The organism is Mycobacterium sp. IS-1742 (assembly GCF_001500125.1).
In the GTDB taxonomy this organism is placed as follows: domain Bacteria; phylum Actinomycetota; class Actinomycetes; order Mycobacteriales; family Mycobacteriaceae; genus Mycobacterium.
Genome location: NZ_LQIV01000043.1, coordinates 161,177 through 182,626, shown reverse-complemented (window position 1 = coordinate 182,626; position 21,450 = coordinate 161,177). Strand labels below are relative to the sequence as shown.

Below are 21,450 nucleotides of genomic sequence, written 5' to 3'. Positions count from 1 at the left end.
CCCGGATCCGTGGTACAAATTCGTTGGCGCAATCGTCTAGCAAGCGGCGAGGGTGTGCCTCCCCTGCTTGCTCGACAGGTTGTGTGATTGATCGCTGTTGCCTCGGTCCCTGCTGCGCATCCCTACGTGCGCTCCATTACCGACCCCGAAACCGTTCTGCTGCTGGATGATCCACGCCCGGCCGGTGCGACGTCGCCTGATCAGTGGTGGCCGCCGCGGTTCCTCGAACCCGGGTATGTCGCCGAGAATTCCGGGTACTTCGACGTCATGCATGTGCACTTCGGCTACGACGCGACCCCGCCGGCGGTGCTGCGCGACGTCGCAGCTCTCCTGACCTCGCGCCGGAAGCCGTTGGTGGTGACCGTCCACGATCTGCACAACCCGCACTTCGCGGATCCCCGAGACCATCTGGCGCGGTTGGACGTGCTGATCCCCGCCGCGGACGCCGTGGTGACGCTCACGACGGGAGCCGCCGACGTCATCGCCGAGCGGTGGGGCAGGCGGGCGGGCGTGCTGCCGCACCCGTGTGTCCTGCCGCCGGCCGCCGTCGGGGCGCAGCGCGCGGTACGGGCCCGACCGGTGGTCGCCGTCCATGCGAAATCGTTGCGCGCCAACATCGATCCCTTCCCGGTGATCAACGCGCTGCTGGCCGCCGGCGAATCCGCGTGGCAACTGCGCCTCGACGTCGACGACGACGTCCACCGCTCACCACGGGCGGGCGAACTGACCGCCGTCCGGCTCGACGAGCTGAGCCGGCGCGGTGTCGATGTGCGGGTGCACGCCCGGTTCACCGACCGGGAACTGCAGCAGTACCTCGGCGAGATCGACGCGCTCGTGCTGCCCTACCGGTTCGGGACGCATTCGGGCTGGGTGGAGGCGTGCTACGACGCCGGCGTCGCGGCGGTTGTCCCCGACTGCGGGCACTTCCGCCACCAGCACGGCGATCCGGCCTTCGACCACCGTGCGGTGGGCACGGGGCTGGTGGAGAGCCTGCGGCACGCGGTCCGCGAGGGGCTGGCGCTCGCCGGACACCGGCGGTCGACCGGCGACGACCGGCGCGCGCAACGGAGACGGCAACTGCGAGAGGTCCGGCGGGAGATGAGCGACCTCTACCGCACCGTCCTCGCGGATGCGGACGCGGCGTGACCCCTCCGATCCGGGTGGCCATGATCGCCTCGGCGCGGTACCCCGTGCGCCAGCCGTTCGCCGGCGGCCTCGAAGCGTTCGTCTACCAGTTCGCGCACGCCCTCACCGCGGCGGGCCATTCCGTGACGATGTTCGCGGCTCCGGGTTCCGCGGTCGACCTGCCCTGGGACGTGGTTCCGGTGCACACCCTGGAGCTGACCGACGCCTCTCGTCAGGACACCACGGTGCCCGACTGGGTGGTCCACGAAACGCACGCCTACCTGTCGGTGATGATGAATCTGGCTGACCGGCTGAAGGATTCGTTCGACGTCGTGCACAACCACAGCCTCCACTACCTTCCGTTGGCCATGGCGCGCACGCTTCCGGTGCCGATGCTGACCACGCTGCACACCCCGCCGCTGAAGTGGCTGGAACAGGCCGTGGCGCTTCCCGGCGGGGTGGCCAGTGCGTTCACCGCGGTGAGTGCGTTCACCGCACGGCAGTGGGAACCGGTCAACGGGCCGGTGCCGGTCATCTCCAATGGCATCGACCTCGACGAATGGCGTCCTGGGCCGGGGGGCGACTACGCGGTCTGGAGCGGGCGCCTGGTGCCGGAGAAGGGTCTGCCCGACGCGATCGCCGCGGCCAGGGCGGCGGGGTGGCCGCTGCGGATCGCGGGCCCGGTGGGTGACCCCGCGTACTTCGACGAGGCGGTCCGGCCGGAGCTCGGCGGTGCGGTGAGCTACGAGGGACACCTGCGCCGCGACGAACTCAACGAGCTGGTGGGCGGTGCGGCCGTCGCGCTGGTGACGCCTCGCTGGGAGGAGCCCTACGGTCTCGTGACCGCCGAGGCACTGGCCAGCGGCACACCGGTCGCGGCCTTCGCGCGCGGCGGCATCCCCGAGACCATCGACGCCTCCAGCGGCCGGCTGGCCCCGCCCGGCGACGTCGACGCACTCAGCCGGGCGCTGGTCGCGGCGGCGCAACTGCCGCGCGGCCCGGTCCGGGCGCGTGCGGAATCGCACTGCTCGCAGACCGTGATGGTCGAGCGCTACCTCGCGCGGTACGTGGACCTGATGGCCGTCGAGGACGAGCGGGTCTCGGCGTGATCGGTTACTACGTGCACCATCACGGACGCGGGCACGCATCGCGGGCACTGGCCATCAGCAGGCACCTCACCGAGGAGGTGGTGTTCTTCTCCTCGGCGCCGCGCCCGCGTGAACTCGGCTCCGAATTCGACTGGGTGCGACTGCCTCTCGACGTAGCGGGTCAGGACACCGAGGCCGCCGATCCGACGGCCAACGGCCGGCTGCACTGGGTCCCGCTGAACGTGGGCGGGCTCGCCGACCGATCCGCGGCGCTGGTCAACGCCATCACGGACTTGCGGCCGCGCCGCATGGTCGTCGACGTCTCCGTCGAGGTGACCCTGCTGTGCCGGCTGGCCGGTGTGCCGGTGACGGTGATGGCGATGCCGGGCGAGCGCGGCGACGCCGTGCACGCGCTCGGATACGACATCGCCGACCGGATCGTGGCGCCCTGGTCGGAGGAGGTGTACCGGCCCGGTTGGCTGGCCCGCCACGCCCCGCGCACCCACTACGTGGGGGTGATCAGCCGTTTCGAGGGTGCCGCGCCGACCCCCGCGCCGGCCGGCCCGACCGGACTGCTGCTGGCGGGGGCGGGTGGGTCGGCAACGCCCGATGACGCGCTCGACCAGCTGCGGCGCGCGGCGCCCGACTGCCGCTGGGTGGCCGCCGGTGGTGACGCAGGCTGGGTGGACGAGCTGTGGCCGCTGCTCAGCGCCGCCGACGTCGTCGTGACCCACGCCGGACAGAGCGCCATCGCCGACATCGCGACGGCAGGCGTTCCCGCCGTCGTCATCCCGCAGCGGCGGCCCTTCGACGAGCAGTGCGCCACAGCGGCGGCGCTGGCCGACGCGGGCGTCGTGGTCAGCGCGCCGGTGTGGCCGCACCCCGACGAGTGGGCGGGGCTGCTGTCGGCGGCCCGGGCCCGCAACGCCGCCGATCGGTGGCAGCGGTTGCGTGGTGCGGGTGCCGCGGCGCGCGCCGCATCGGTGATCGCCGCGTGAGCCGCCCGGGGGTCGCCGTGGTGACGGTCGCGCACGGCCGCCACGAGCACCTCCGTCGGCAGAGCGCCGGATTCGACCGCTCGCGGGTGCGGCCGGACCTGCGTGTGGTGGTGGCGATGGACGACCCCGGGATCGCCGGCGCGGCGGGCGGCGCGGTGGAGGTCGTCGACTGCCCGGCGGCGTCGGGGCCATTCTCCGGCCTACCCCTGGCGCGGGCGCGGAACACGGGCGCCGAGCACGCGTTGCGGCGCGGCGCGGACGTGCTGATCTTCCTCGACGTCGACTGCATACCCGGCGACGAGCTGGTCGGCCGGTACGTCCGGGCGTGCGCGGAGACCGAATCCGTCGCGCTGTTCAGCGGACCGGTCACCTACCTGCCGCCGCCACCGCCGGCCGGCTACCCGATCGACGCCCTCGACACCATGACCGCACCGCACCCGGCGCGCCCCGATCCCCCCGCCGGCCGGCTCGTCACCGCCGACGACCACGACCTGTTCTGGTCGCTGTCCTTCGCGGTCACCGCGCGGACGTGGCGGGTCCTGGGCGGTTTCTGCGAGGCGTACACCGGCTACGGCGGCGAGGACACCGACTTCGGCGCCGTCGCGCGCGAGCACGGTGTCCCGCTCGTCTGGGTGGGCGGCGCGCACGCCTACCACCAGCATCATCCGGTGTCGGATCCGCCGGTCGAGCACCTTCACCAGATCGTCGCGAACGCCAGGATCTTCCGGCGCCGCTGGAACCGATGGCCGATGCCGGGCTGGCTCGACGCCTTCGAACGCGACGGGCTGATCTCCCGTCGTGGCGAAGAGATCGAGGTGACCGCGGGCGGTCAGGCGGTCATCAGATAGTCGGCCCGGCCGACGTAGGCGATGCTCGGCGGGTGCGGCGTCGTGGTCGCCGTGACGATCGCCTCGGCGAACTCGTCGGCCGTCGGCAGCGGGCGCATGGTCGGACCGTCGACCCGGTCTCCGGAGACCACGGTGAGGTGGACGCCGGCGTGGGCGAGGACCGTACGCATCCCGTACAGGGCGGTCTCCCCGGCGCGCTTGCTCGCGGCGACGGCCACATAACCCTTCGGCACGGCCTTGTTCGGGAAGAAGTGCGCCTGATGGCTGGTGACGAACACGATGCGGCCGCCCACCGGCATCAGGGGCACGGCCAGTTGCGCGAGACGACGCTGCGCATCCCGGTTGAGTCGCATGGCGTACCGGGGGTCGGCGCCGAGTTCCGGTCGGCTCGCGGTGTTGAGGACCAGTGCGTCGAGACGTCCGAACCGCGCCGCGACGGAATTCATCAGCGTCGCCGCCTCCGCTTCGTCGGAGATGTCCGCGGCCAGCGTGGACGCGTGACCGCCCGCCTGGCGGATCGCGTCCGCCACCGCGTCCGCGCCGCTGAAGTTCTCGCGGTAGTGGACGACGACGTGGGTGTCGGGGCCGGCGAGGTGCCGCGCGACCTCGGCGCCGACGCCCCCCGAGGCGCCCGTGATCAGGACGATCCGTTCGGGTCCATGGTGCATGTCTGGCTCCTTCCTCGACCGGACGATGCATGCCACCGTACACCCGAATTAAGGAAGTTAAGGGAAAGATAAGGTAACGGTAAGGCAGCTTATGTCACCGGCCATTCCTGGGTGCGGCGGGGCCGGAGCGGGTACAAGTTCTCGTCCGTTCCCCCGGAAGGATCACCCGCTTGGCCGCTCTCACCCTGTGCCTGGCGCTGCTGGCGGCGACCGTCGTCCTCGCCCCCGTGGCACAGCGCCTGTCCGTGCCGTATCCGGCCGTCCTATTGGCGGTCGGGTTGGCGCTGGCGTTCATCCCGGGGGTGCCGGTGCTCACCCCGAATCCCGAGCTGATCCTTCCGCTGGTGCTGCCCCCGCTGCTGTTCGCCGCCGCCCGACGCACGTCCTGGCGGGAGTTCCTCGACAACCGGCGCCCCATCACGCTGCTGGCCGTCGCGCTGGTCGGCGTCACCGCCGTCGCCGTCGGCGCGACGCTGCACGCGCTGGTGCCGACCGTCCCGCTGATCGCCGCGATCGCGCTCGGCGCGGCGGTCGCCCCGCCGGACGCCGTGGCCGCCACCGCGGTGGCCCAGAAGCTGGGCATTCCGCGGCGGTTGCGCACCATCCTTGAGGGGGAGGGGCTGTCCAACGACGCGACCTCCCTGGTGCTCTACGAGGTGGCGGTCGCAGGCACGATGACGGGCGCGTTCTCCGCCTGGGGGGCGGGTGAGGCACTCGGGCTCGCCGTCGTCCTCGGGGTGCTGGTCGGCCTGGCCATCGCCTTCGCCACCCGCTGGTTGATCAACAAGCTGCCACCGCACCCGGCGGGCAGCGGGCTCGTCCTGGTCGTCCCGTTCGCGGCCTACGCGGCGGCCGACGCCGTGCACGGCAGCGGCGTACTTGCCGTGGTGACCGTGGCGCTGGCGATGAGCCGCTACGGCGACACCCAGTCGTCGCAGACCCGGCTGGCCACCGGAACGACATGGGAGATCGTCGAACTGCTGTTGACCGGCTCCGCATTCGCCTTCGTCGGCCTGCAGATGCGCGCCGTCGCCGACAGCATCGACGCGCCGCTGCAGGAGCTGGTCGTCCAGGGACTGGTCATCACACTGGTGGTGATCGTCGTGCGGTTCCTGTGGATCTTCCCGGTGGCGACCATCGACGAGCGGCTCCACCGGCGCAAGTCGTATGTGGCGGAGCCGATCGGGTGGCGGGAGATGGCCGTCTCGTCCTGGGCCGGGATGCGTGGCGTGGTGACACTCGCCGCCGTCCTCGCGCTGCCGCCGGAGTTCCCCGAGCGCGAGCGCCTGGTGTTCTTCGCGTTCGTGGTCATCGTGGTGACCCTGCTGCTGCAGGGCCTGACGTTGCCGACGCTCGTCCGCAGGCTCGGGGTGCGGGCCTCGCCCCACGAGGAGGACGACGCGGTACAGGCGCTGATCCGTCGTGCCCGCGAGGCCGGTTTCGCCCGGCTCGACGAACTCCAGGAGCGGGAGGAAGCCGACCCGGAGGTCATCGAACACGCGCGCGACAATGCCGAACGCATGTGGCACTCGGTCGGATTCGCCCCGCCCGACGCCGAATCCCACGACGCCCACGCCGACCACGCGATGACGGTCAACGCGCTCAAGGACGAGATGTTGGCGGCCGCCCGCGAGGCCGTGGTCGAGGCGCGCTCCGAATCGGGCACCGACCCGACGATCGTCGACCGCGTCCTGCGCCGCCTCGACGCCCGCGGCAGCCAGCCCGAATAAATCACGCGGATCGCAAGTCTTCTCGCTGTCCGGTGCTGCCGGTAGCAATATGCCGGTGAACCGCGCGCTGTCCGACCACTGCTGTCGCTGAAGCCTTTTCGCCCCCTCTTCAGCCACAGAAAGTCACCACAGTGTCGGTCTTCGTCGATGTCACGCCGGACGAATCTCAACTCGACTCGCCCGCCGCCCCGCCCCGCGGACCCTGGGGGGCCCGTCTCACCCGTGCTGCGCTGCCGCTGATCTCGCTGGCGGTGTTCTTCGGGCTGTGGCAGCTCGCGGCCTCGAGCGGCGTCTGGAACCAGACCTTCGTGCCGTACCCGGCCGCCGTGTGGCAGGCCTTCATCGATGTGTCCACCACGCACGACGGGGTTCGCGGCTACGGGGGTTATCTACTGGCCGAGCACCTGTACATGACCTTGCGCCGGGTCCTGGCAGGGGTGGTCATCGGGGTGGCGCTCGGGGTGCTGCTCGGCCTGGTCATGGGTTCGGTCAGCTGGGTGCGCAGCGTGCTGGAGCCGTGGTTGACCTTCTTGCGCGCCCTGCCGCCGCTGGCCTACTTCTTCCTGCTCGTCATCTGGCTGGGCATCGACGAGGCGCCGAAGATCACGCTGCTGGCGCTCGCGGCGCTGCCCCCGGCGGCGGTCGCGACGACGGCGGCCGTGCTCGCCGCCCCCGTCGGGCTGACCGAGGCCGCCCGAGCGCTGGGCGCCTCCCGCGCCGAGGTGATCCGCGACGTCGTGGTGCCGTCGGCGCTGCCGGAGACGTTCACCGGCATCCGGCTCGCGGTGGGGATGGCGTACTCGTCGGTGGTCGCCGCCGAACTGTTCAACGGGTTGCCCGGCGTCGGCGGGCTGGTCAAGGACGCCAGCAACTACAACAACACCCCCGTCGTGCTGGTGGGCATCTTCGCCATCGGCATCTCGGGCCTGGTCATCGACGGTCTCCTGCGCACGATCGAACGTCGCGCCGTCCCCTGGAGAGGAAAGGTCTAGGAAGAATATGAGACTCAAAGCCCTTGCCGCCGTGGCGGTCGCGATGCTGGCGCTGGCCGGCTGCTCGGTCGACAAGTCCGGTCAGGACTCCCAGAAGCAGACGATTCGCATTGCGTATCAGAGCTTTCCGAGTGGCGATCTGATCGTGAAGAACAACGGCTGGCTCGAAGAAGCGCTGCCCGACTACACCGTCACGTGGACGAAGTTCGACTCCGGCGCCGACGTCAACACCGCGTTCATCGCCGAGGAGGTCGACTTCGGCGCGTTGGGCTCGAGCCCGGTGGCGCGCGGGCTCTCGGCGCCGCTGAACATCCCCTACAAGGTGGCGTTCGTCCTCGACGTCGCCGGCGACAACGAGGCGCTGGTGGCGCGAAACGGCAGCGGTGTCAACACGATCGCCGACCTGCGGGGTAAGCGGGTCGGCACGCCGTTCGCCTCCACCGCGCACTACAGCCTGCTCGCCGCTCTGGACCGGAACGGGTTGTCGCCCAGGGACGTTGCGCTCGTCGACCTGCAACCGCAGGCCATCCTCGCGGCGTTCGACCGCGGCGACATCGACGCCGGGTACTCCTGGCTGCCGACCCTGGACCAGCTGCGCCGCAACGGCAGGGATCTGATCACCAGCCGCCAGCTGGCCCGTGACGGCAAGCCCACGCTGGACCTCGGGGTGGTCTCCGACGCATTCGCCGGCGCCCACCCGGATGTGGTCGACGTCTGGCGTCAGCAGCAGGCCCGCGCGCTCGAGGTCATCAAGAACGATCCCGACGCCGCGGCCGAGGCCATCGCGGCCGAGATCGGACTGCGCCCCGACGAGGTCGCCGGCCAACTCGAGCAGGGCGTGTACCTGACCCCGGCCGAGGTGGCCTCGGCGGAGTGGCTGGGCTCCGAGGGCGCGCCGGGCAACCTCGCGGCGAATCTGGAGAGCGCCTCGCAGTTCCTCGCCGAGCAGAAGCAGATCCCCTCTGCCGCACCGTTGAAGACCTTCCAGGATGCGATCTACGCCAAGGGTCTGCCCGGTGCCATCACGCAGTGACGGCGTCCGGATCAGCGGTGTCGAACACCGCTACGGGGACGTCACCGCGGTCGGGCCCGTCGACCTGACGGTCGAACCCGGGGCGTTCCTCGTCCTGGTCGGCGCTTCCGGGTGCGGGAAGAGCACGCTGCTGCGACTGCTCGCCGGGTTCGAGACACCCACCGAGGGAACGGTGGCGGTGGCGGGCGTACCGCCCACCCCGGGTGTGACGGCGGGTGTGGTGTTCCAGCAGCCCCGGCTCTTTCCGTGGCGCACGGTCGGCGGCAACGTCGACCTCGCACTGAAGTACGCGCGGGTGCCGCGCGAGCGGCGGGCCGAGCGGCGGCAGCAGTTGCTGGAGCGGGTCGGTCTCGAGGGCACCGCCGACCGGCGGGTCTGGGAGATCAGCGGGGGGCAGCAGCAGCGGGTCGCGATCGCACGGGCGCTGGCGGCGGAGACGCCGCTGTTCTTGCTCGACGAACCGTTCGCCGCGCTCGATGCGCTCACCCGGGAACGGTTGCAGGAGGACGTGCGGCAGGTCAGCGCGGAGTCGGCCCGCACCACGGTGTTCGTCACGCACAGTGCCGACGAGGCGGCGTTCCTCGGATCGCGGATCGTGGTGCTCACGCGCAGGCCGGGCCGGGTGGCGCTCGACCTACCCGTCGACCTGCCGCGCACCGGCGTCGATCCCGACGAACTGCGGCGTTCGCCGGAGTACGCGGAGTTGCGCGCCGAGGTGGGACGCGCCGTCAAGGCGGCCGCGGCGGCCACAGCGGCGTAGCCGCGAACGCTCCCGGGGAACCAGCAACGCACGTCGGTATCGCTGAGCGCACGGCACCGACCGAGGAACACGGTGCCGGGCACAATCAGACGTCGTAGGCGAGAGGGAAACTGTGTCGAAGTCCGTTTCTAACACAAAGAGGGAGGCGACTTTCAGCAAATTGACGGAATGGTAGACAGCTACCGGATCTCCATGCCAAGCTCGGCGTGCTGTATTTCCATGGGCAAGGAGGCCGGATGCCGTCAGCGAATCATGCGTCACGGGTGAGCGCGTTGCTCTTCTCGATCGGGCTGGGCGTCGCGGTGGCCTCCACCGGAGGGATGGCCACGGCGACCGCGGCGACGGGCGAGGGCGCGGAGACGACCGTCTCGACGGGCGATTCGCCGGCGGAGAAGGCGGAACCGTCGTCACCGGCGCAGGACGGCGCGGAGTCGCAGGCCGATGAGGACAACGCGGAGGACACCGCCGACGACACCGCCGAGGAAGGCCCGGACGAGGAGGATCTCCCCGACGAGATCGATCTCCCGGAAGGGCAGGAACCCGATTCCGACGTCGTGTTGGAGCCCACGGACGACGACATCGAGTCCACCGACGGCGACACTCCGGTCCTGGAGGGGAACGAGCAGCCCGCAGCGCAACCGCCGGCCGAGCAACCGCGTGACGGGATCGAGCAGCGCAGCGCCGAGGTGAACGACGTTGCGCCGGTGGCCGCACCGCTCGTCGATGACGACGACATCTCGCCTCCCACAACAGAACTGACGCCGACCACGGAGGCCGCCGACCCGCCGCCGAGCGCCGAGACGGTGGTCCCGCAGACAGCTCCCGAGACGTCGGCGCCCTCTGCGGCGGGCCAGTCGGTGGCGGCGACCTTCGTAGCGCCAAGCGCTCCGACCGCCCGGGGTGTCGTATCCCGGCTGCTGGCGATGGTCGGCCTCGCCCTTCCGCCGTCGTTGTCGTACGGCCCCATCGCACCGACCTGGCCCTCGGTTCTGATCGGTGCGCTGGAGGCGGTGCGCCGGGAGATCGACCGGTTCTTCTTCAACGACGCGCCCGTCGTCGATCCCCGCCAGATCGTCGCGGCCCCGGAGAGCGGCGTGGTGATCGGCACGCTCAACGTGGTCGACGCCGAGAACGACCGCCTGCGCTACATCGTGGTCAAACAACCCACCTATGGCCAGGTCACGATCCATCCGGACGGCACATACATCTACCGGCCTCACGACGACGTGCCGGGCACCGTGCGCTTCGAGGGGTACGACGACGCCTTCACCGTCCGCGTCGTCGACCGCGGCATCACGATGCGCTCGATCCTCGACCGGCTGACCGGCGCCGAGCCCGGATCGGCGATGCGTGTCGCCGTCGAGGTTCCGCCTCAACCCGGCTTCGGCGGTGGCCCCATCGTGACCGTGCGGTTCCACGTCGTCAACGCCAGCAGCAAGCCGGTCACCCTGGAGAAGTACCGGGAGCATGGCATCGGCCAGGTGACACTGGCGCCGCCGGTCGCCGCGGTCCTGCAACCCGGCGAGACGCACCACTTCGAGGTGGTCTACTACTTCCTCGGGTTCGGCCAGGCCAACCCGACGTATGTGAGCGCGAACGGACTGAAGTGGGACATCCACCTCGGCGTCGACGGTGTGGCCAATCCCAAGACCTCGTGCGCCCCGGACGGCGGCGCGCAGTGCACCCCGCCCCAGTGGACGGACTGGAACCAGGAGGTGGTGCTCCTGGACGTCGCAGGCACCACGGTCGACATCCCGTCGGGCCAGGGGCAGGCCCAGGCCGAGGTGCTGAATCGGCTCTGCGCCGGCGGCCGTATCGCGACATGTTCCTTCGTCTCCAAAAAGCAGGCGTCCACCTACGCCAAGGACCGTCTGATCTGGGACTACACGACTCAGGAAAGTGCGGCCAAACTGTCGGAGACGATCGAGTCGGTGAACAGCAGTTCGCAGAGCGTCGAGGTCGGAGCCTCCGCCGGACTCAACATCAAGAAGATCGTCTCGGTCGAACTCAGCACCAAGTACTCACAAGAGTGGACCGAGAGCCTCAAGGTGAGCCGGAAGATCGAGATGACCGTCCCGCCGTGGACGCAGAAGCAGCTCTACGCCGAGCATCCGGTGACCCGCTACACCGGGGACTTCACCGTCACGATGGGGAACACGACCTGGGTTCTGCGAGACGTCTACTTCGACCAGCCGGATGCCAACCGCGCGACCCGGTACCGCGAGGTGTCCGTGCCGGTGCCGCCCAGGACCGCGTAGGGGTCAGACCGGGGGGTAGGCCGGCGGCGGGTAGCCGCCGCCGGGGCCGGAGACCCCGCGCAATCCCCAGAAGAAGTAATTGAAGAAGTACTCGATCTCGTCGCTCGCGTCGTAATCGGGATTCGGGTCCATCTCGATACCTCCGGGTGAGACGCGGGCTTTCGGTGCAGTCTAGACCAGCGGGACCGGACCTAAACAGGCTCCGGCCACATTGCCATACACTGGTCAACCACCCGGTTGATAGATGCCCGTTCGACGGGCCCGTCGATAGTGAGTCGCCATGCCTGCCGAACCCTCGCCGAACGGGTCCACTCGGCGTGAAGAACTGCTGCGGGTCGCCACCAAATTGTTCGCCGCGCGCGGCTACCACGGCACCCGGATGGACGACGTCGCCGACGCCGTCGGCCTGAACAAGGCCACGGTCTACCACTACTACGCCAGCAAGTCGCTGATCCTCTACGACATCTACAAGGGTGCCGCCGACTTCACCGTCGACGCGCTGCACGACGATCCGAGCGCGTCGGCCCGCGAGACGATCTACCACTTCACCCGCCGGCTGCTGGTCGGCATCGCCAGCGACATCGAACGCGCCGCGGTGTACTTCCAGGAGGGCCCCTACATCGGCGAGTGGTTCACCGAGGAGCAGGTGGAGTACATCCGCGCGAAGGAGGCCCAGGTCTACGAGCACGTCCGGGACGTGATCGACCGGGGGATCGCGAGCGGCGAGTTCCACGACTGCGACTCACACGTGCTCGCGCTGGGATACATCGGGATGACGCTGGGCGCCTACCGCTGGCTGCGTCCGCAGGGGCGGCGCACCGCGCAGGAGATCGCCGAGGAGTTCAGCACCGCACTGCTACGCGGGCTGATCCGCGACGAGACGGTGCGCACCGAGTCGCCGCTGGGTGTCGACGTCCGGGCCGGAGCCGCACATGACTGACCTGTTCTCCCTCGACGGCAAGGTCGCGGTGGTCACCGGCGGCGGACGCGGGATCGGCGTGATGATCGCCCGCGGGCTGCTGCAGGCCGGTGCGTCGGTCTATCTGTCGAGCCGCAAGGAGGCGGAACTGTCCGCCGCGGTGGAGGAACTCTCGCCGCTGGGGCGCGTCGAGGCGGTGCCCGCCGACCTCGGCACCGCCGAGGGTGTGCAGACGCTGTCCGACGCGCTCGCCACCCGTGAGGACCGCATCCACGCGCTGTTCAACAACGCCGGCGCCAACTGGGGCGCCCCGTTCGACGAGTTCCCCGAGTCGGGTTTCGACCGGGTCTTCGACGTCAACGTCAAAGGCGTCTTCCTGCTGACCCGCGCCCTGGTGCCGATGCTGGAAGCCGCTGCGACCGAACAGGATCCGGCCCGCGTGGTCAACACCGGCAGCGTCGACGGCTTCCACACGCCGGAGAAGGGCCGCAACAACTTCTCCTACGCCGCCAGCAAGGCCGCCGTGCACATGCTGACCGTTCACCTGGCCACCGAGCTGGCGCCGAAGATCCTCGTCAACGCGATCGCGCCCGGTCTGTTCCCGTCGCGGATGACCAAGGTGCTGCTCGCCGCGGGCGAGGAGGCCGTCGGCGCCGCGCTACCGCTCGGGCGCGTGGGCATGCCCGACGACATGGCCGGTATCGCGGTGTTCCTCGCCGGCCGTGCCAGCGCTTACGTGACCGGCACCGTGATCCCCGTCGACGGTGGCGTGAGCACGATCCGATGAAGTCGACGCTGCTGTCGCGCCGCGACCTGGACTTCCTGCTCTTCGAGTGGCTACGGGTCGACGAACTGACACAGCGGCCCCGGTTCGCCGACCATTCGCACGAGACCTTCACCGGCGTGCTCGACCTGTGCGAACAGCTCGCCGAGCGGTACTTCGCCCCGCACAACAAGAAGAGCGACGCCCACGAACCGACGTTCGACGGCTCGACGGTCACGCTGATTCCCGAGGTCAAAGAGGCCTGGGATGCGTTCGCCCAGGCCGACCTGCTGGGTATGGGGATGGACGCCGAACTCGGTGGCGCCCAACTCCCGGCGACGGTGGCGCAGGCGGCGTTCGCGTGGATCTCGGCGGCCAACCTGGCCACATCGGGCTACGTCATGTTGACGATCGCGAACGCCAACCTGCTCGCGGAATGCGGAACAGCGGAACAGATCGACAGGTTCGTCCGCCCGATGCTCGCCGGGCGCTTCTCCGGGACGATGGCGCTGTCCGAGACGCAGGCCGGGTCGTCGCTGGCGGACATCACCACCCGCGCCGAACCCCGGCCCGACGGCACCTATCGGTTGTTCGGGTCGAAGATGTGGATCTCGGGCGCCGAACACGAGATCACCGAGAACATCGTGAACCTCGTGCTGGCCAAGATCCCCGGCGGTCCGCCGGGCACCAAGGGCATCTCGCTGTTCATCGTGCCGAAGTACCTCGTCGGCGCCGACGGTGCGGTGGGGGAGCGTAACGACGTGGTGCTGGCCGGGCTGAACCACAAGATGGGTCAGCGCGGCATCACCAACACCGTGCTCAATCTCGGGGAGGGTGTCTTCACGCCGGGCGGGGAGCCGGGCGCGGTCGGCTACCTGGTCGGTGAACCGCACCGCGGCATCACCTACATGTTCCGCATGATGAACGAGGCCCGGCTGGGCGTCGGCATGGGTGCGGTGGCGCTCGGCTACACCGGCTACCTGAAATCGCTGAAATACGCCCGCGAACGCCCACAGGGCCGGCCGGTCACCGCCAAGGACCCGGCCACGCCGCAGGTGCCGATCATCGAGCACGCCGACGTCAAGCGAATGTTGTTGGCGCAGAAGTCCTATGTCGAGGGCGCCCTGGCGCTGGCGCTGTACTGCGCGCGGCTGGTCGACCGGGGCGACAACCAGGATCTGCTCGACATCCTGACTCCCATCGCCAAGAGCTGGCCGTCGCAGTGGTGTCTGGAGGCCAACAGCCTGGCCATCCAGGTCCACGGCGGCTACGGCTACACCCGCGAGTACGACGTCGAACAGCACTACCGCGACAACCGGCTCAACCCGATTCACGAGGGCACCCACGGCATCCAGAGCCTGGACCTGCTCGGCCGCAAGGTGACCCAGCGCGGCGGGGCGAGCCTGCGGGCGGCCGGCGAGGCGCTGGCGGCGACGGTGGCGGCCGCCGGCCGGTGCGGTGGGGAGGCCGCCGACCTGGCCGCGTGCCTCGACGCGCAGTGGCAGCGGCTCGTCGCCGTCACCACCGCGATGTTCGCCTCCGGCGACGTCGAGGCGGCGATGGCCAACAGCGTGGTCTATCTCGAGGCGTTCGGCCACATCGTGATCGCCTGGATGTGGCTGGAGCAGTTCGTCGCCGCCGAGGGTGACACGGGCGATTTCTACGACGGCAAACGGCAGGCGGCGCGGTTCTTCTATCGCTACGAACTGCCCAAGGTCGGCCCGCAACTCGACCTGCTCGAGAGCCTGGACCGCACCACGCTCGAGATGCGCGACGGCTGGTTCTGACCCTGCGGGTCAATCGAATTCGATCACCTGGCGGACGGCCTTGCCCTCGGCGAGGCGGTCCATCGCGGTGTTGATGTCGTCGAGTGGGATCGTCGACGACACAAGGGTTTCCACCGGGAGGCGACCGGAGCGCCACAACTCGACGAACCGCGGGATGTCCCGGGCCGGCACCGCCGAACCGAGATAACTGCCGATCAGCGAGCGACCCTCGGCGACGAGACCCAACGGCGACACCGAGACCCGCGCGTCCGGGCGGGGCAGGCCGACGGTGATCGTGCGGCCGCCCGGAGCGGTGTGCGCGATCGCTGTCTCGAGCGCGGCGGGGTGGCCGACGGCCTCGATGACCACCTCGGCCTTGAGGGTGCGTTCGGCGGCCTCCTCCGGGGTGTAGGCGGCGTTGACGCCCATCGACCGGGCGCGGTCGAGTTTGTCCTCCAGCTGGTCGATGCCGACCACGTCGACGCCGTCGTGGGCCATCGCGGTGATGATCGCCGCCATCCCGACTCCGCCCAGGCCGACGACGACGACCGTCTGGCCAGGTTGCGGTCTGCCCACGTTGAGCACCGCGCCGCCGCCGGTGAGCACCGCGCAGCCCAGCAGGGACGCCACCACCGGCGGGACCTCGGCGTCGACCGGCACCACCGAATGGCGGTCCACCACAGCGTGAGTCGCGAACCCCGAGACGCCGAGGTGGTGGTGTACCGGTCGGCCGTCGCGGTGCAGGCGGATGTCGCCGTGCATGAGCGTGCCCGCGGTGTTGGCGGCGGTGCCCGGTTCGCAGGGTGTCAGACCGTCGGTGGCACAGGCGGTGCAGTGGCCGCACCGAGGCAGGAACGTCATGACCACCCGCTGACCCTCGTGCAGATCGGATCCGCCGGGACCGACCTCCTCGACGACCCCGGCGGCCTCGTGGCCGAGCAGCATCGGAACCGGCCGCACGCGATTGCCGTCGACGACGGAGAGGTCCGAATGGCACAGACCCGCGGCCTCGATCCGGACCAGCAGTTCGTCGGGGCCGGGCGGGTCGAGTTGCAGTTCGGAGACCGTCAGGGGAACGGATTCGGCGAAGGGTCTCGGCCGGCCGATCTCTTCGAGGACGGCGCCGCGGATGGTGATCGTCATGCCCTCCAGACTGCCCCTACTGCGACACTGCAACCATGCCCAGCGAATTCAGCAGCGCCGATTTCCCGGTGCAGTGGCCGGTGACGACGCGGTGGACCGACAACGACATGTTCGGTCATCTCAACAACGCCGTGTATTACGCCCTGTTCGACACCGCGATCAACGGGTGGATCAACACCACGGTGGGTGTCGACCCGGTGGGTGCGCCGTGGTTGGGAGTGGTCGCCGAATCGGGCTGCCGGTACTTCGCGGAGCTGAGGTTCCCGGACCCGTTGGTGGTCGGTGTGGCGGTGACGCGGCTGGGCACCAGCAGCGTCACCTACCGCCTGGCACTGTTCGAACGCGACGCGGTGCAGGTCGCGGCGGTGGGGCATTGGGTGCACGTGTACGTCGACCGCGCGACCCGTCGCCCGGTGCCGATCCCGGAGACGGTCAGGTCGCTGCTGGAGACGGCGCGGGTCGAGTAGTCGATATGCTCGCCCCATGCCGCTCGTGAGCAAGACCGTCGAGGTCGAGGCGCCCGCCGAGGCCATCATGGCGATCGTCGCCGACTTCGAGAGGTTCCCGGAATGGAACCCGGAGATCAAGGGGTGCTGGATCCTCGCGCGCTATGACGACGGCCGACCCAGCCAGCTGCGGCTCGACGTCGAGGTGCAGGGGCAGGCCGGCACGTTCATCACCGCGGTGTACTACCCCGGGGAGAACCAGATCTTCACGCTGCTGCAGCAGGGCGACCACTTCGACAAGCACGAGCAGCGGTTCTCGGTCGTGTCGATCGGGGCGTCGTCGCTGCTGACGGTCGACATGGACGTGGAGACCAAGCTCCCCATCCCGAAACCCATGGTGAAGAAGGCGGTCGGTGAGACCCTCGACTACCTGGCCGACAACCTGAAGGCCCGGGCCGAACACCTGGGCGCGGGAAGCGCCTGACCTCAGGCCGCTCCGCTACCCCCAGAGCCCGATCTGCTCCAACCGGACGATCAACCGCTTCGCTCCGTCGGTGAACTGCCCCGTCGTCAACCGCACCACGGTCTCCGCGTCGCGTCTGCGCAGGGCGTCGATCAGCTCCCGGTGACTGGCCACCGCCTCCGCACCCCAACTCGGATCCGTCGCGTACAGCTGCGGAGGCAGATACCGCGCCACGTGCAGCAGGAACCACGCCAGCTTGATCCGCCCGGAGGCGTGGTTGAACGCCCGGTGGAACGCGAACTCCGCGAACGCCACCTCCTCGGCGTCCTCGTGCTCGACCGCGTCGGCCAGTGCGGAGTTGAGTTGGTCGAGCTCCTCGATCTGCGCTTCGCTGATCCGCGCGGTGGCCGCCTCCGCCAATTTCTCCGCGATGGTCGCCTGCAGCCAGAAGATGTCCTCGATGTCCCCACGCGTCAACGGCACCACCACGTGGCCGCGGTGCGGCTCCAGCCGGACCATGCCCTCGCCGCGCAGTGTCCGAAGCGCCTCCCGCACCGGGGTGATGCTCACGCCGAGCTCCGCGGCCGTCTCGTCCAGCCGGATGAACGTGCCCGGCCGCAGCGATCCGGTCATGATCGCCGCACGAAGGTGCCCGGCTACCTCGTCGGAGAGCTGTTCGCGGCGGCTGGCGCGCCGCCTCGCCGGTCGACGGACGGGGGCGTTCACGGTGCTCTCCGGTTCTTCGGCGGGATCGGACGGGCTTGTCCACGAAGCGCCTTGGCCATAGTGTGACCGGGGCCATCCAATGTTTGATCAAATATCAACGACACGCAACCCCGAGACGATGGAGCCGACCGCCGTTGACCCCCGAGCCCGACGCCTCGACGCACGCCGAGCCCTCACACACCGAGCAGCCGTATCTCGCCCGCAGGCAGAACTGGACCAATCAGCTCGCCCGGCACGCCCTCATGCAGCCCGCCGACACTGCGCTGCGGTTCATGGGTCGCACCATCACCTGGGGTGAACTCGACGAGCGCGTCACGAAGCTGGCCGGCGCCCTGAGTCGTCGCGGCGTCGGCTTCGGCGACCGCGTGCTCATCCTCATGCTCAACCGCACGGAGTTCATCGAGTCGTTCCTGGCCGTCAACAAGCTCGGCGGGATCGCCGTCCCGGTGAACTTCCGCATGACGCCGCCCGAGATCGCGTTCCTCGTCGGCGACTGCGCCGCGAAGGTCGTCATCACCGAGTCCGTGCTGGCCCCCGTGGCCACCGCGGTCCGCGACCTCGACGCCACGCTCGAGACGGTGATCGTCGCAGGCGGCGCCACCGAGGACGGGATCCTGGGCTACGACGATCTGATCGCCGAGCCCGGCGAGGCGCCCGCCCCGGTGGACATCCCGAACGACGCACCCGCCCTGATCATGTACACGTCGGGGACCACCGGCCGCCCCAAGGGCGCCGTGCTCACCCACGTCAACATCGCCGGACAGGCCATGACGTTCCTGTTCACCAACGGTGTCGACCTCAACCACGACGTGGGCTTCATCGGGGTGCCGCTGTTCCACATCGCCGGCATCGGCAACACCATCGTCGGCCTGCTGCTCGGCCGACCGACCGTCCTCTACCCGCTCGGGGCGTTCGACCCCGGCGCCCTGCTCGACGTGCTCGCCGAAGAGAAGGTCACCGGCATCTTCCTGGTGCCGGCGCAGTGGCAGGCGGTGTGCGCGGCGCAACGGGCCAATCCCCGTGACCTCAAGCTGCGGGTGCTGTCCTGGGGCGCGGCGCCGGCGTCCGACACCCTGCTGCGCGACATGGCCGAGACCTTCCCCGGCGCGCAGATCCTCGCCGCCTTCGGCCAGACGGAGATGTCGCCGGTGACCTGCATGCTGTTGGGCGAGGACGCGCTGCGCAAGCTCGGCTCCGTCGGCAAGGTCATCCCCACCGTCGCCGCCCGCATCGTCGACGAAGACATGAACGACGTCCCGGTCGGCCAGGTCGGCGAGATCGTGTACCGGGCGCCCACCCTGATGGCCGGCTACTGGAACAACCCGAAGGCCACGGCCGAGGCGTTCGCGGGCGGCTGGTTTCATTCCGGCGATCTGGTCCGTCAGGACGAGGACGGCTACATCTGGGTCGTCGACCGCAAGAAGGACATGATCATCTCGGGGGGCGAGAACATCTACTGCGCCGAGGTCGAGAACGTGTTGGCCGCCCACCCCGCGATCGCGGAGGTGGCCGTCATCGGACGCAGCCACGAGAAGTGGGGCGAGGTCCCGGTGGCCATCGCCGCGGTGCGGGGCGCAGGGGACGCCGGCAGGCAGCCGGCGCTGTCGCTGGCGGATCTGGACGCGTTCCTGACCGAACGGTTGGCCCGGTACAAGCACCCCAAGGCGCTCGAGATCGTCGACGCGCTGCCCCGCAACCCCGCCGGCAAGGTTCTCAAGACAGAGCTGCGCCAGCGGTACGCAGGCCCGCAACCGATTGACGCCGACGAAAGTTCCAGTGCGCCAACGGGTTCGGCCACAGGTTCCGGCGGTTAGCGAATGGGGGTGGGTTTGCTAACGGTTGGGTGCTCAATCCTGCCGATGCGGTGCACGGCCGGAGAACGATCGGGTACAGTCCTGTGGTCTCACTTACTACTAATGAGTAGGGAGACGGTCGTCACTAGGGTCGGGATGGGGCAAGGAGGCGGCGTGCGACAGGTTCTGCCGTTGCGCCACGGGGTCGTTGGTTCCGGCACGGGAGTGCGCGCGTGACCGCCTCCAGCGGCGGGCTGACGGGATACGTACGCGATCAGGTGAGGCCGGGGCTCGAAGCCGTCGGCGGCTTCGTCCGGATGTGCGTACTGACCGGCAAGGCGTTGTTCCGTCCGCCCTTCCAGTGGCGCGAGTTCATCCTCCAGGCCTGGTTCCTGTTCCGGGTGTCCTTCCTGCCCACCGTCGCGGTGTCGGTGCCGCTCACGGTGCTCATCATCTTCACGCTGAACATCCTGCTCGCGGAGTTCGGCGCCGCCGACGTCTCGGGCGCAGGCGCGGCGCTCGGCGCGGTCACCCAGCTCGGGCCGTTGGTCACGGTGCTGGTGGTGGCCGGTGCGGGTTCCACCGCGATCTGCGCCGACCTCGGCGCCCGCACCATCCGCGAGGAGATCGACGCCCTCGAGGTGCTCGGCATCGATCCGATCCAGCGCCTGGTGGTGCCGCGCGTCCTCGCCTCGACCTTCGTCGCGCTGCTGCTCAACGGCGCGGTGATCACCATCGGTCTGGTCGGCGGCTTCATCTTCGGCGTGTACATCCAGAACGTCTCGGCGGGCGCCTACGTCTCCACGCTCACGCTGGTGACCGGTCTGCCCGAGGTGCTGATCTCCGTGGTCAAGGCCACCACGTTCGGCCTGATCGCGGGGCTGGTCGGCTGCTACCGGGGACTCACCGTGGGCGGCGGCGCCAAGGGCGTCGGCACCGGCGTGAACGAGACCCTGGTGCTCTGCGTGGTCGCGCTGTTCGCGGTCAACGTGGTGCTCACGACCATCGGCGTGCGGTTCGGAACGGGGCGCTGACATGGCAACCACATCGGAGTCGAACGCCAAGACCGGGACAGTCCTGCGACAGCGCTTCCCCCGCGGTTATGCCCGCGCGGAGAAGCTCGTCGCGGCGCCGTCACGAGGTCTGGACAGCGTCGGCCACGTCGCGTGGTTCGTCGTCACCGCCGTCGGCTCGATCGGCCACGCCCTGCGGTACTACCGCAAGGAGGTGCTGCGGCTGATCGCCGAGATCGGGATGGGCACAGGCGCGATGGCCGTCATCGGCGGCACCGTCGCGATCGTCGGGTTCGTCACCCTCTCGGGCGGTTCGCTGATCGCGATCCAGGGGTTCGCCTCGCTCGGCAACATCGGCGTCGAGGCGTTCACCGGATTCTTCGCCGCACTGGTCAACGTGCGCATCGCCGCCCCGGTGGTGTCCGGTCAGGCCCTGGCCGCGACCGTGGGCGCCGGCGCCACCGCCGAACTCGGCGCCATGCGCATCAGCGAGGAGATCGACGCCCTCGAGGTGATGGGCATCAAGTCGATCTCCTACCTGGTGTCGACGCGCATCATGGCCGGCTTCATCGTCATCATCCCGCTCTACGCAATGGCGATCATCATGAGCTTCCTATCGGCGCAGGTGACCACGACGCTGTTCTACGGGCAGTCGACCGGCACCTATGAGCACTACTTCCGTACGTTCCTGCGACCCGACGACGTCGCATGGTCGTTCGTGCAGGCGATCATCATCTCGATCATCGTCATGCTCAACCACTGCTACTACGGCTACTACGCCAGTGGTGGTCCGGTGGGCGTCGGTGAGGCGGTCGGCCGCTCGATGCGGGCCTCGCTCATCGCGATCGTGCTGGTTGTCCTGTTGGCCTCGTTGGCGCTGTACGGCACCGACCCGAACTTCAACCTCACGGTGTAGCC

General features: G+C 69.7%; 21 protein-coding genes. 17 read left to right on the top strand and 4 right to left on the bottom strand.

Annotated elements, in window-relative coordinates; translation table 11 throughout:
- Window positions 1-126: 126 nt before the first annotated feature.
- From AU196_RS22770 to AU196_RS22755, 4 genes are read left to right on the top strand one after another with little or no spacing between them, the layout of a single operon-like run.
- A complete protein-coding gene (locus AU196_RS22770; protein ID WP_059097335.1) occupies window positions 127-1,146 on the top strand; it encodes a glycosyltransferase family protein in 1,020 nt (339 codons plus the stop codon).
- A complete protein-coding gene (locus tag AU196_RS22765) occupies window positions 1,143-2,234 on the top strand; it encodes a glycosyltransferase (protein WP_059097334.1) in 1,092 nt (363 codons plus the stop codon). Before AU196_RS22770 ends, AU196_RS22765 begins: the two co-directional genes overlap by 4 nt.
- Window positions 2,231-3,211, top strand: coding sequence for a glycosyltransferase (locus AU196_RS22760; protein ID WP_059097333.1), 981 nt, complete (start codon window positions 2,231-2,233; stop codon window positions 3,209-3,211). Before AU196_RS22765 ends, AU196_RS22760 begins: the two co-directional genes overlap by 4 nt.
- Entirely contained in the window at window positions 3,208-4,059 is an 852-nt protein-coding gene (locus AU196_RS22755) for a glycosyltransferase family 2 protein (protein WP_059097332.1), read from the top strand. Before AU196_RS22760 ends, AU196_RS22755 begins: the two co-directional genes overlap by 4 nt.
- Here AU196_RS22755 and AU196_RS22750 read toward each other — a convergent pair.
- On the bottom strand, window positions 4,041-4,727 hold the full coding sequence (locus AU196_RS22750; RefSeq protein ID WP_059097331.1) for an SDR family oxidoreductase: 687 nt from the start codon (window positions 4,725-4,727) through the stop codon (window positions 4,041-4,043). The genes AU196_RS22755 and AU196_RS22750 overlap by 19 nt on opposite strands.
- 170 nt (window positions 4,728-4,897) lie before the next feature.
- On the opposite strand from AU196_RS22750, the gene AU196_RS22745 reads away from it, so the two are divergent.
- The 5 genes from AU196_RS22745 to AU196_RS22725 all read left to right on the top strand — a co-directional run bounded on the left by AU196_RS22745 (window position 4,898) and on the right by AU196_RS22725 (window position 11,500).
- The gene (locus AU196_RS22745; protein ID WP_059097330.1) at window positions 4,898-6,457 is read left to right on the top strand and encodes a Na+/H+ antiporter; all 1,560 of its coding nucleotides are present in this window, start codon (window positions 4,898-4,900) and stop codon (window positions 6,455-6,457) included.
- A 131-nt stretch (window positions 6,458-6,588) separates the two neighbouring features.
- On the top strand, window positions 6,589-7,449 hold the full coding sequence (locus AU196_RS22740; protein ID WP_059097329.1) for an ABC transporter permease: 861 nt from the start codon (window positions 6,589-6,591) through the stop codon (window positions 7,447-7,449).
- Window positions 7,450-7,456: 7 nt separating this feature from the next.
- Window positions 7,457-8,482 (top strand): taurine ABC transporter substrate-binding protein, encoded by a 1,026-nt coding sequence (locus AU196_RS22735; RefSeq protein ID WP_059097328.1) that lies wholly within the window; start codon window positions 7,457-7,459, stop codon window positions 8,480-8,482.
- Window positions 8,439-9,242: an ABC transporter ATP-binding protein gene (locus AU196_RS22730; protein WP_157546602.1), complete on the top strand. Its 804-nt coding sequence runs from the start codon at window positions 8,439-8,441 to the stop codon at window positions 9,240-9,242. The genes AU196_RS22735 and AU196_RS22730 overlap by 44 nt, the downstream gene beginning before the upstream one ends.
- A gap of 236 nt (window positions 9,243-9,478) precedes the next feature.
- Window positions 9,479-11,500, top strand: a complete 2,022-nt coding sequence (locus AU196_RS22725; RefSeq protein WP_157546600.1) for a cadherin-like domain-containing protein — start codon at window positions 9,479-9,481, stop codon at window positions 11,498-11,500.
- A 3-nt stretch (window positions 11,501-11,503) separates the two neighbouring features.
- Here AU196_RS22725 and AU196_RS25685 read toward each other — a convergent pair whose 3' ends face one another.
- Entirely contained in the window at window positions 11,504-11,632 is a 129-nt protein-coding gene (locus AU196_RS25685; protein WP_011557535.1) for a hypothetical protein, read from the bottom strand.
- Between the two features lie 148 nt (window positions 11,633-11,780).
- Between AU196_RS25685 and AU196_RS22720 the strand changes: the two genes are divergently transcribed.
- Genes AU196_RS22720 through AU196_RS22710 form a run of 3 tightly spaced genes read left to right on the top strand, consistent with a single transcriptional unit; the run spans window position 11,781 to window position 14,969 of the window.
- Window positions 11,781-12,440 carry a TetR/AcrR family transcriptional regulator gene (locus AU196_RS22720; RefSeq protein WP_059097325.1) on the top strand — a complete coding sequence of 220 codons (660 nt, stop codon included), beginning with the start codon at window positions 11,781-11,783 and terminating at the stop codon, window positions 12,438-12,440.
- A complete protein-coding gene (locus AU196_RS22715; protein WP_059097324.1) occupies window positions 12,433-13,206 on the top strand; it encodes an SDR family oxidoreductase in 774 nt (257 codons plus the stop codon). Before AU196_RS22720 ends, AU196_RS22715 begins: the two co-directional genes overlap by 8 nt.
- Window positions 13,203-14,969, top strand: coding sequence for an acyl-CoA dehydrogenase (locus tag AU196_RS22710; RefSeq protein WP_059097323.1), 1,767 nt, complete (start codon window positions 13,203-13,205; stop codon window positions 14,967-14,969). Before AU196_RS22715 ends, AU196_RS22710 begins: the two co-directional genes overlap by 4 nt.
- A gap of 9 nt (window positions 14,970-14,978) precedes the next feature.
- On the opposite strand, the gene AU196_RS22705 is transcribed toward AU196_RS22710, so the two are convergent.
- A complete protein-coding gene (locus AU196_RS22705; protein WP_059097322.1) occupies window positions 14,979-16,091 on the bottom strand; it encodes an alcohol dehydrogenase catalytic domain-containing protein in 1,113 nt (370 codons plus the stop codon).
- 35 nt (window positions 16,092-16,126) lie between these two features.
- Here AU196_RS22705 and AU196_RS22700 point away from each other — a divergent pair, with 35 nt between their 5' ends.
- Both AU196_RS22700 and AU196_RS22695 read left to right on the top strand, forming a co-directional pair.
- Complete coding sequence (locus AU196_RS22700; RefSeq protein ID WP_059097321.1) at window positions 16,127-16,558, top strand: acyl-CoA thioesterase; 432 nt, start codon at window positions 16,127-16,129, stop codon at window positions 16,556-16,558.
- Window positions 16,559-16,574: 16 nt separating this feature from the next.
- Window positions 16,575-17,021: an SRPBCC family protein gene (locus AU196_RS22695; RefSeq protein WP_059097320.1), complete on the top strand. Its 447-nt coding sequence runs from the start codon at window positions 16,575-16,577 to the stop codon at window positions 17,019-17,021.
- 15 nt (window positions 17,022-17,036) lie between these two features.
- Here AU196_RS22695 and AU196_RS22690 read toward each other — a convergent pair whose 3' ends face one another.
- Window positions 17,037-17,726: a GntR family transcriptional regulator gene (locus AU196_RS22690; protein ID WP_059097319.1), complete on the bottom strand. Its 690-nt coding sequence runs from the start codon at window positions 17,724-17,726 to the stop codon at window positions 17,037-17,039.
- A gap of 134 nt (window positions 17,727-17,860) precedes the next feature.
- On the opposite strand from AU196_RS22690, the gene fadD5 reads away from it, so the two are divergent.
- The 3 genes from fadD5 to AU196_RS22675 all read left to right on the top strand — a co-directional run bounded on the left by fadD5 (window position 17,861) and on the right by AU196_RS22675 (window position 21,448).
- Window positions 17,861-19,540 carry a fatty-acid--CoA ligase FadD5 gene (fadD5, locus tag AU196_RS22685; RefSeq protein ID WP_059097318.1) on the top strand — a complete coding sequence of 560 codons (1,680 nt, stop codon included), beginning with the start codon at window positions 17,861-17,863 and terminating at the stop codon, window positions 19,538-19,540.
- Window positions 19,541-19,836: 296 nt separating this feature from the next.
- The gene (locus AU196_RS22680) at window positions 19,837-20,553 is read left to right on the top strand and encodes an MlaE family ABC transporter permease (protein WP_502687284.1); all 717 of its coding nucleotides are present in this window, start codon (window positions 19,837-19,839) and stop codon (window positions 20,551-20,553) included.
- Window position 20,554: 1 nt separating this feature from the next.
- On the top strand, window positions 20,555-21,448 hold the full coding sequence (locus AU196_RS22675) for an MlaE family ABC transporter permease (protein ID WP_011854201.1): 894 nt from the start codon (window positions 20,555-20,557) through the stop codon (window positions 21,446-21,448).
- Window positions 21,449-21,450: the final 2 nt, after the last annotated feature.

Coding starts and splice junctions, on each gene's coding strand:
- AU196_RS22750 (WP_059097331.1), bottom strand. CDS start 4,727: ATGCACCATGGACCCGAACGGATCGTCCTGATCACGGGCGCCTCGGGG.
- AU196_RS22735 (WP_059097328.1), top strand. CDS start 7,457: ATGAGACTCAAAGCCCTTGCCGCCGTGGCGGTCGCGATGCTGGCGCTG.
- AU196_RS22730 (WP_157546602.1), top strand. CDS start 8,439: ATGCGATCTACGCCAAGGGTCTGCCCGGTGCCATCACGCAGTGACGGC.
- AU196_RS22725 (WP_157546600.1), top strand. CDS start 9,479: ATGCCGTCAGCGAATCATGCGTCACGGGTGAGCGCGTTGCTCTTCTCG.
- AU196_RS25685 (WP_011557535.1), bottom strand. CDS start 11,632: ATGGACCCGAATCCCGATTACGACGCGAGCGACGAGATCGAGTACTTC.
- AU196_RS22720 (WP_059097325.1), top strand. CDS start 11,781: ATGCCTGCCGAACCCTCGCCGAACGGGTCCACTCGGCGTGAAGAACTG.
- AU196_RS22715 (WP_059097324.1), top strand. CDS start 12,433: ATGACTGACCTGTTCTCCCTCGACGGCAAGGTCGCGGTGGTCACCGGC.
- AU196_RS22710 (WP_059097323.1), top strand. CDS start 13,203: ATGAAGTCGACGCTGCTGTCGCGCCGCGACCTGGACTTCCTGCTCTTC.
- AU196_RS22705 (WP_059097322.1), bottom strand. CDS start 16,091: ATGACGATCACCATCCGCGGCGCCGTCCTCGAAGAGATCGGCCGGCCG.
- AU196_RS22700 (WP_059097321.1), top strand. CDS start 16,127: ATGCCCAGCGAATTCAGCAGCGCCGATTTCCCGGTGCAGTGGCCGGTG.
- AU196_RS22695 (WP_059097320.1), top strand. CDS start 16,575: ATGCCGCTCGTGAGCAAGACCGTCGAGGTCGAGGCGCCCGCCGAGGCC.
- AU196_RS22680 (WP_502687284.1), top strand. CDS start 19,837: ATGTGCGTACTGACCGGCAAGGCGTTGTTCCGTCCGCCCTTCCAGTGG.
- AU196_RS22675 (WP_011854201.1), top strand. CDS start 20,555: ATGGCAACCACATCGGAGTCGAACGCCAAGACCGGGACAGTCCTGCGA.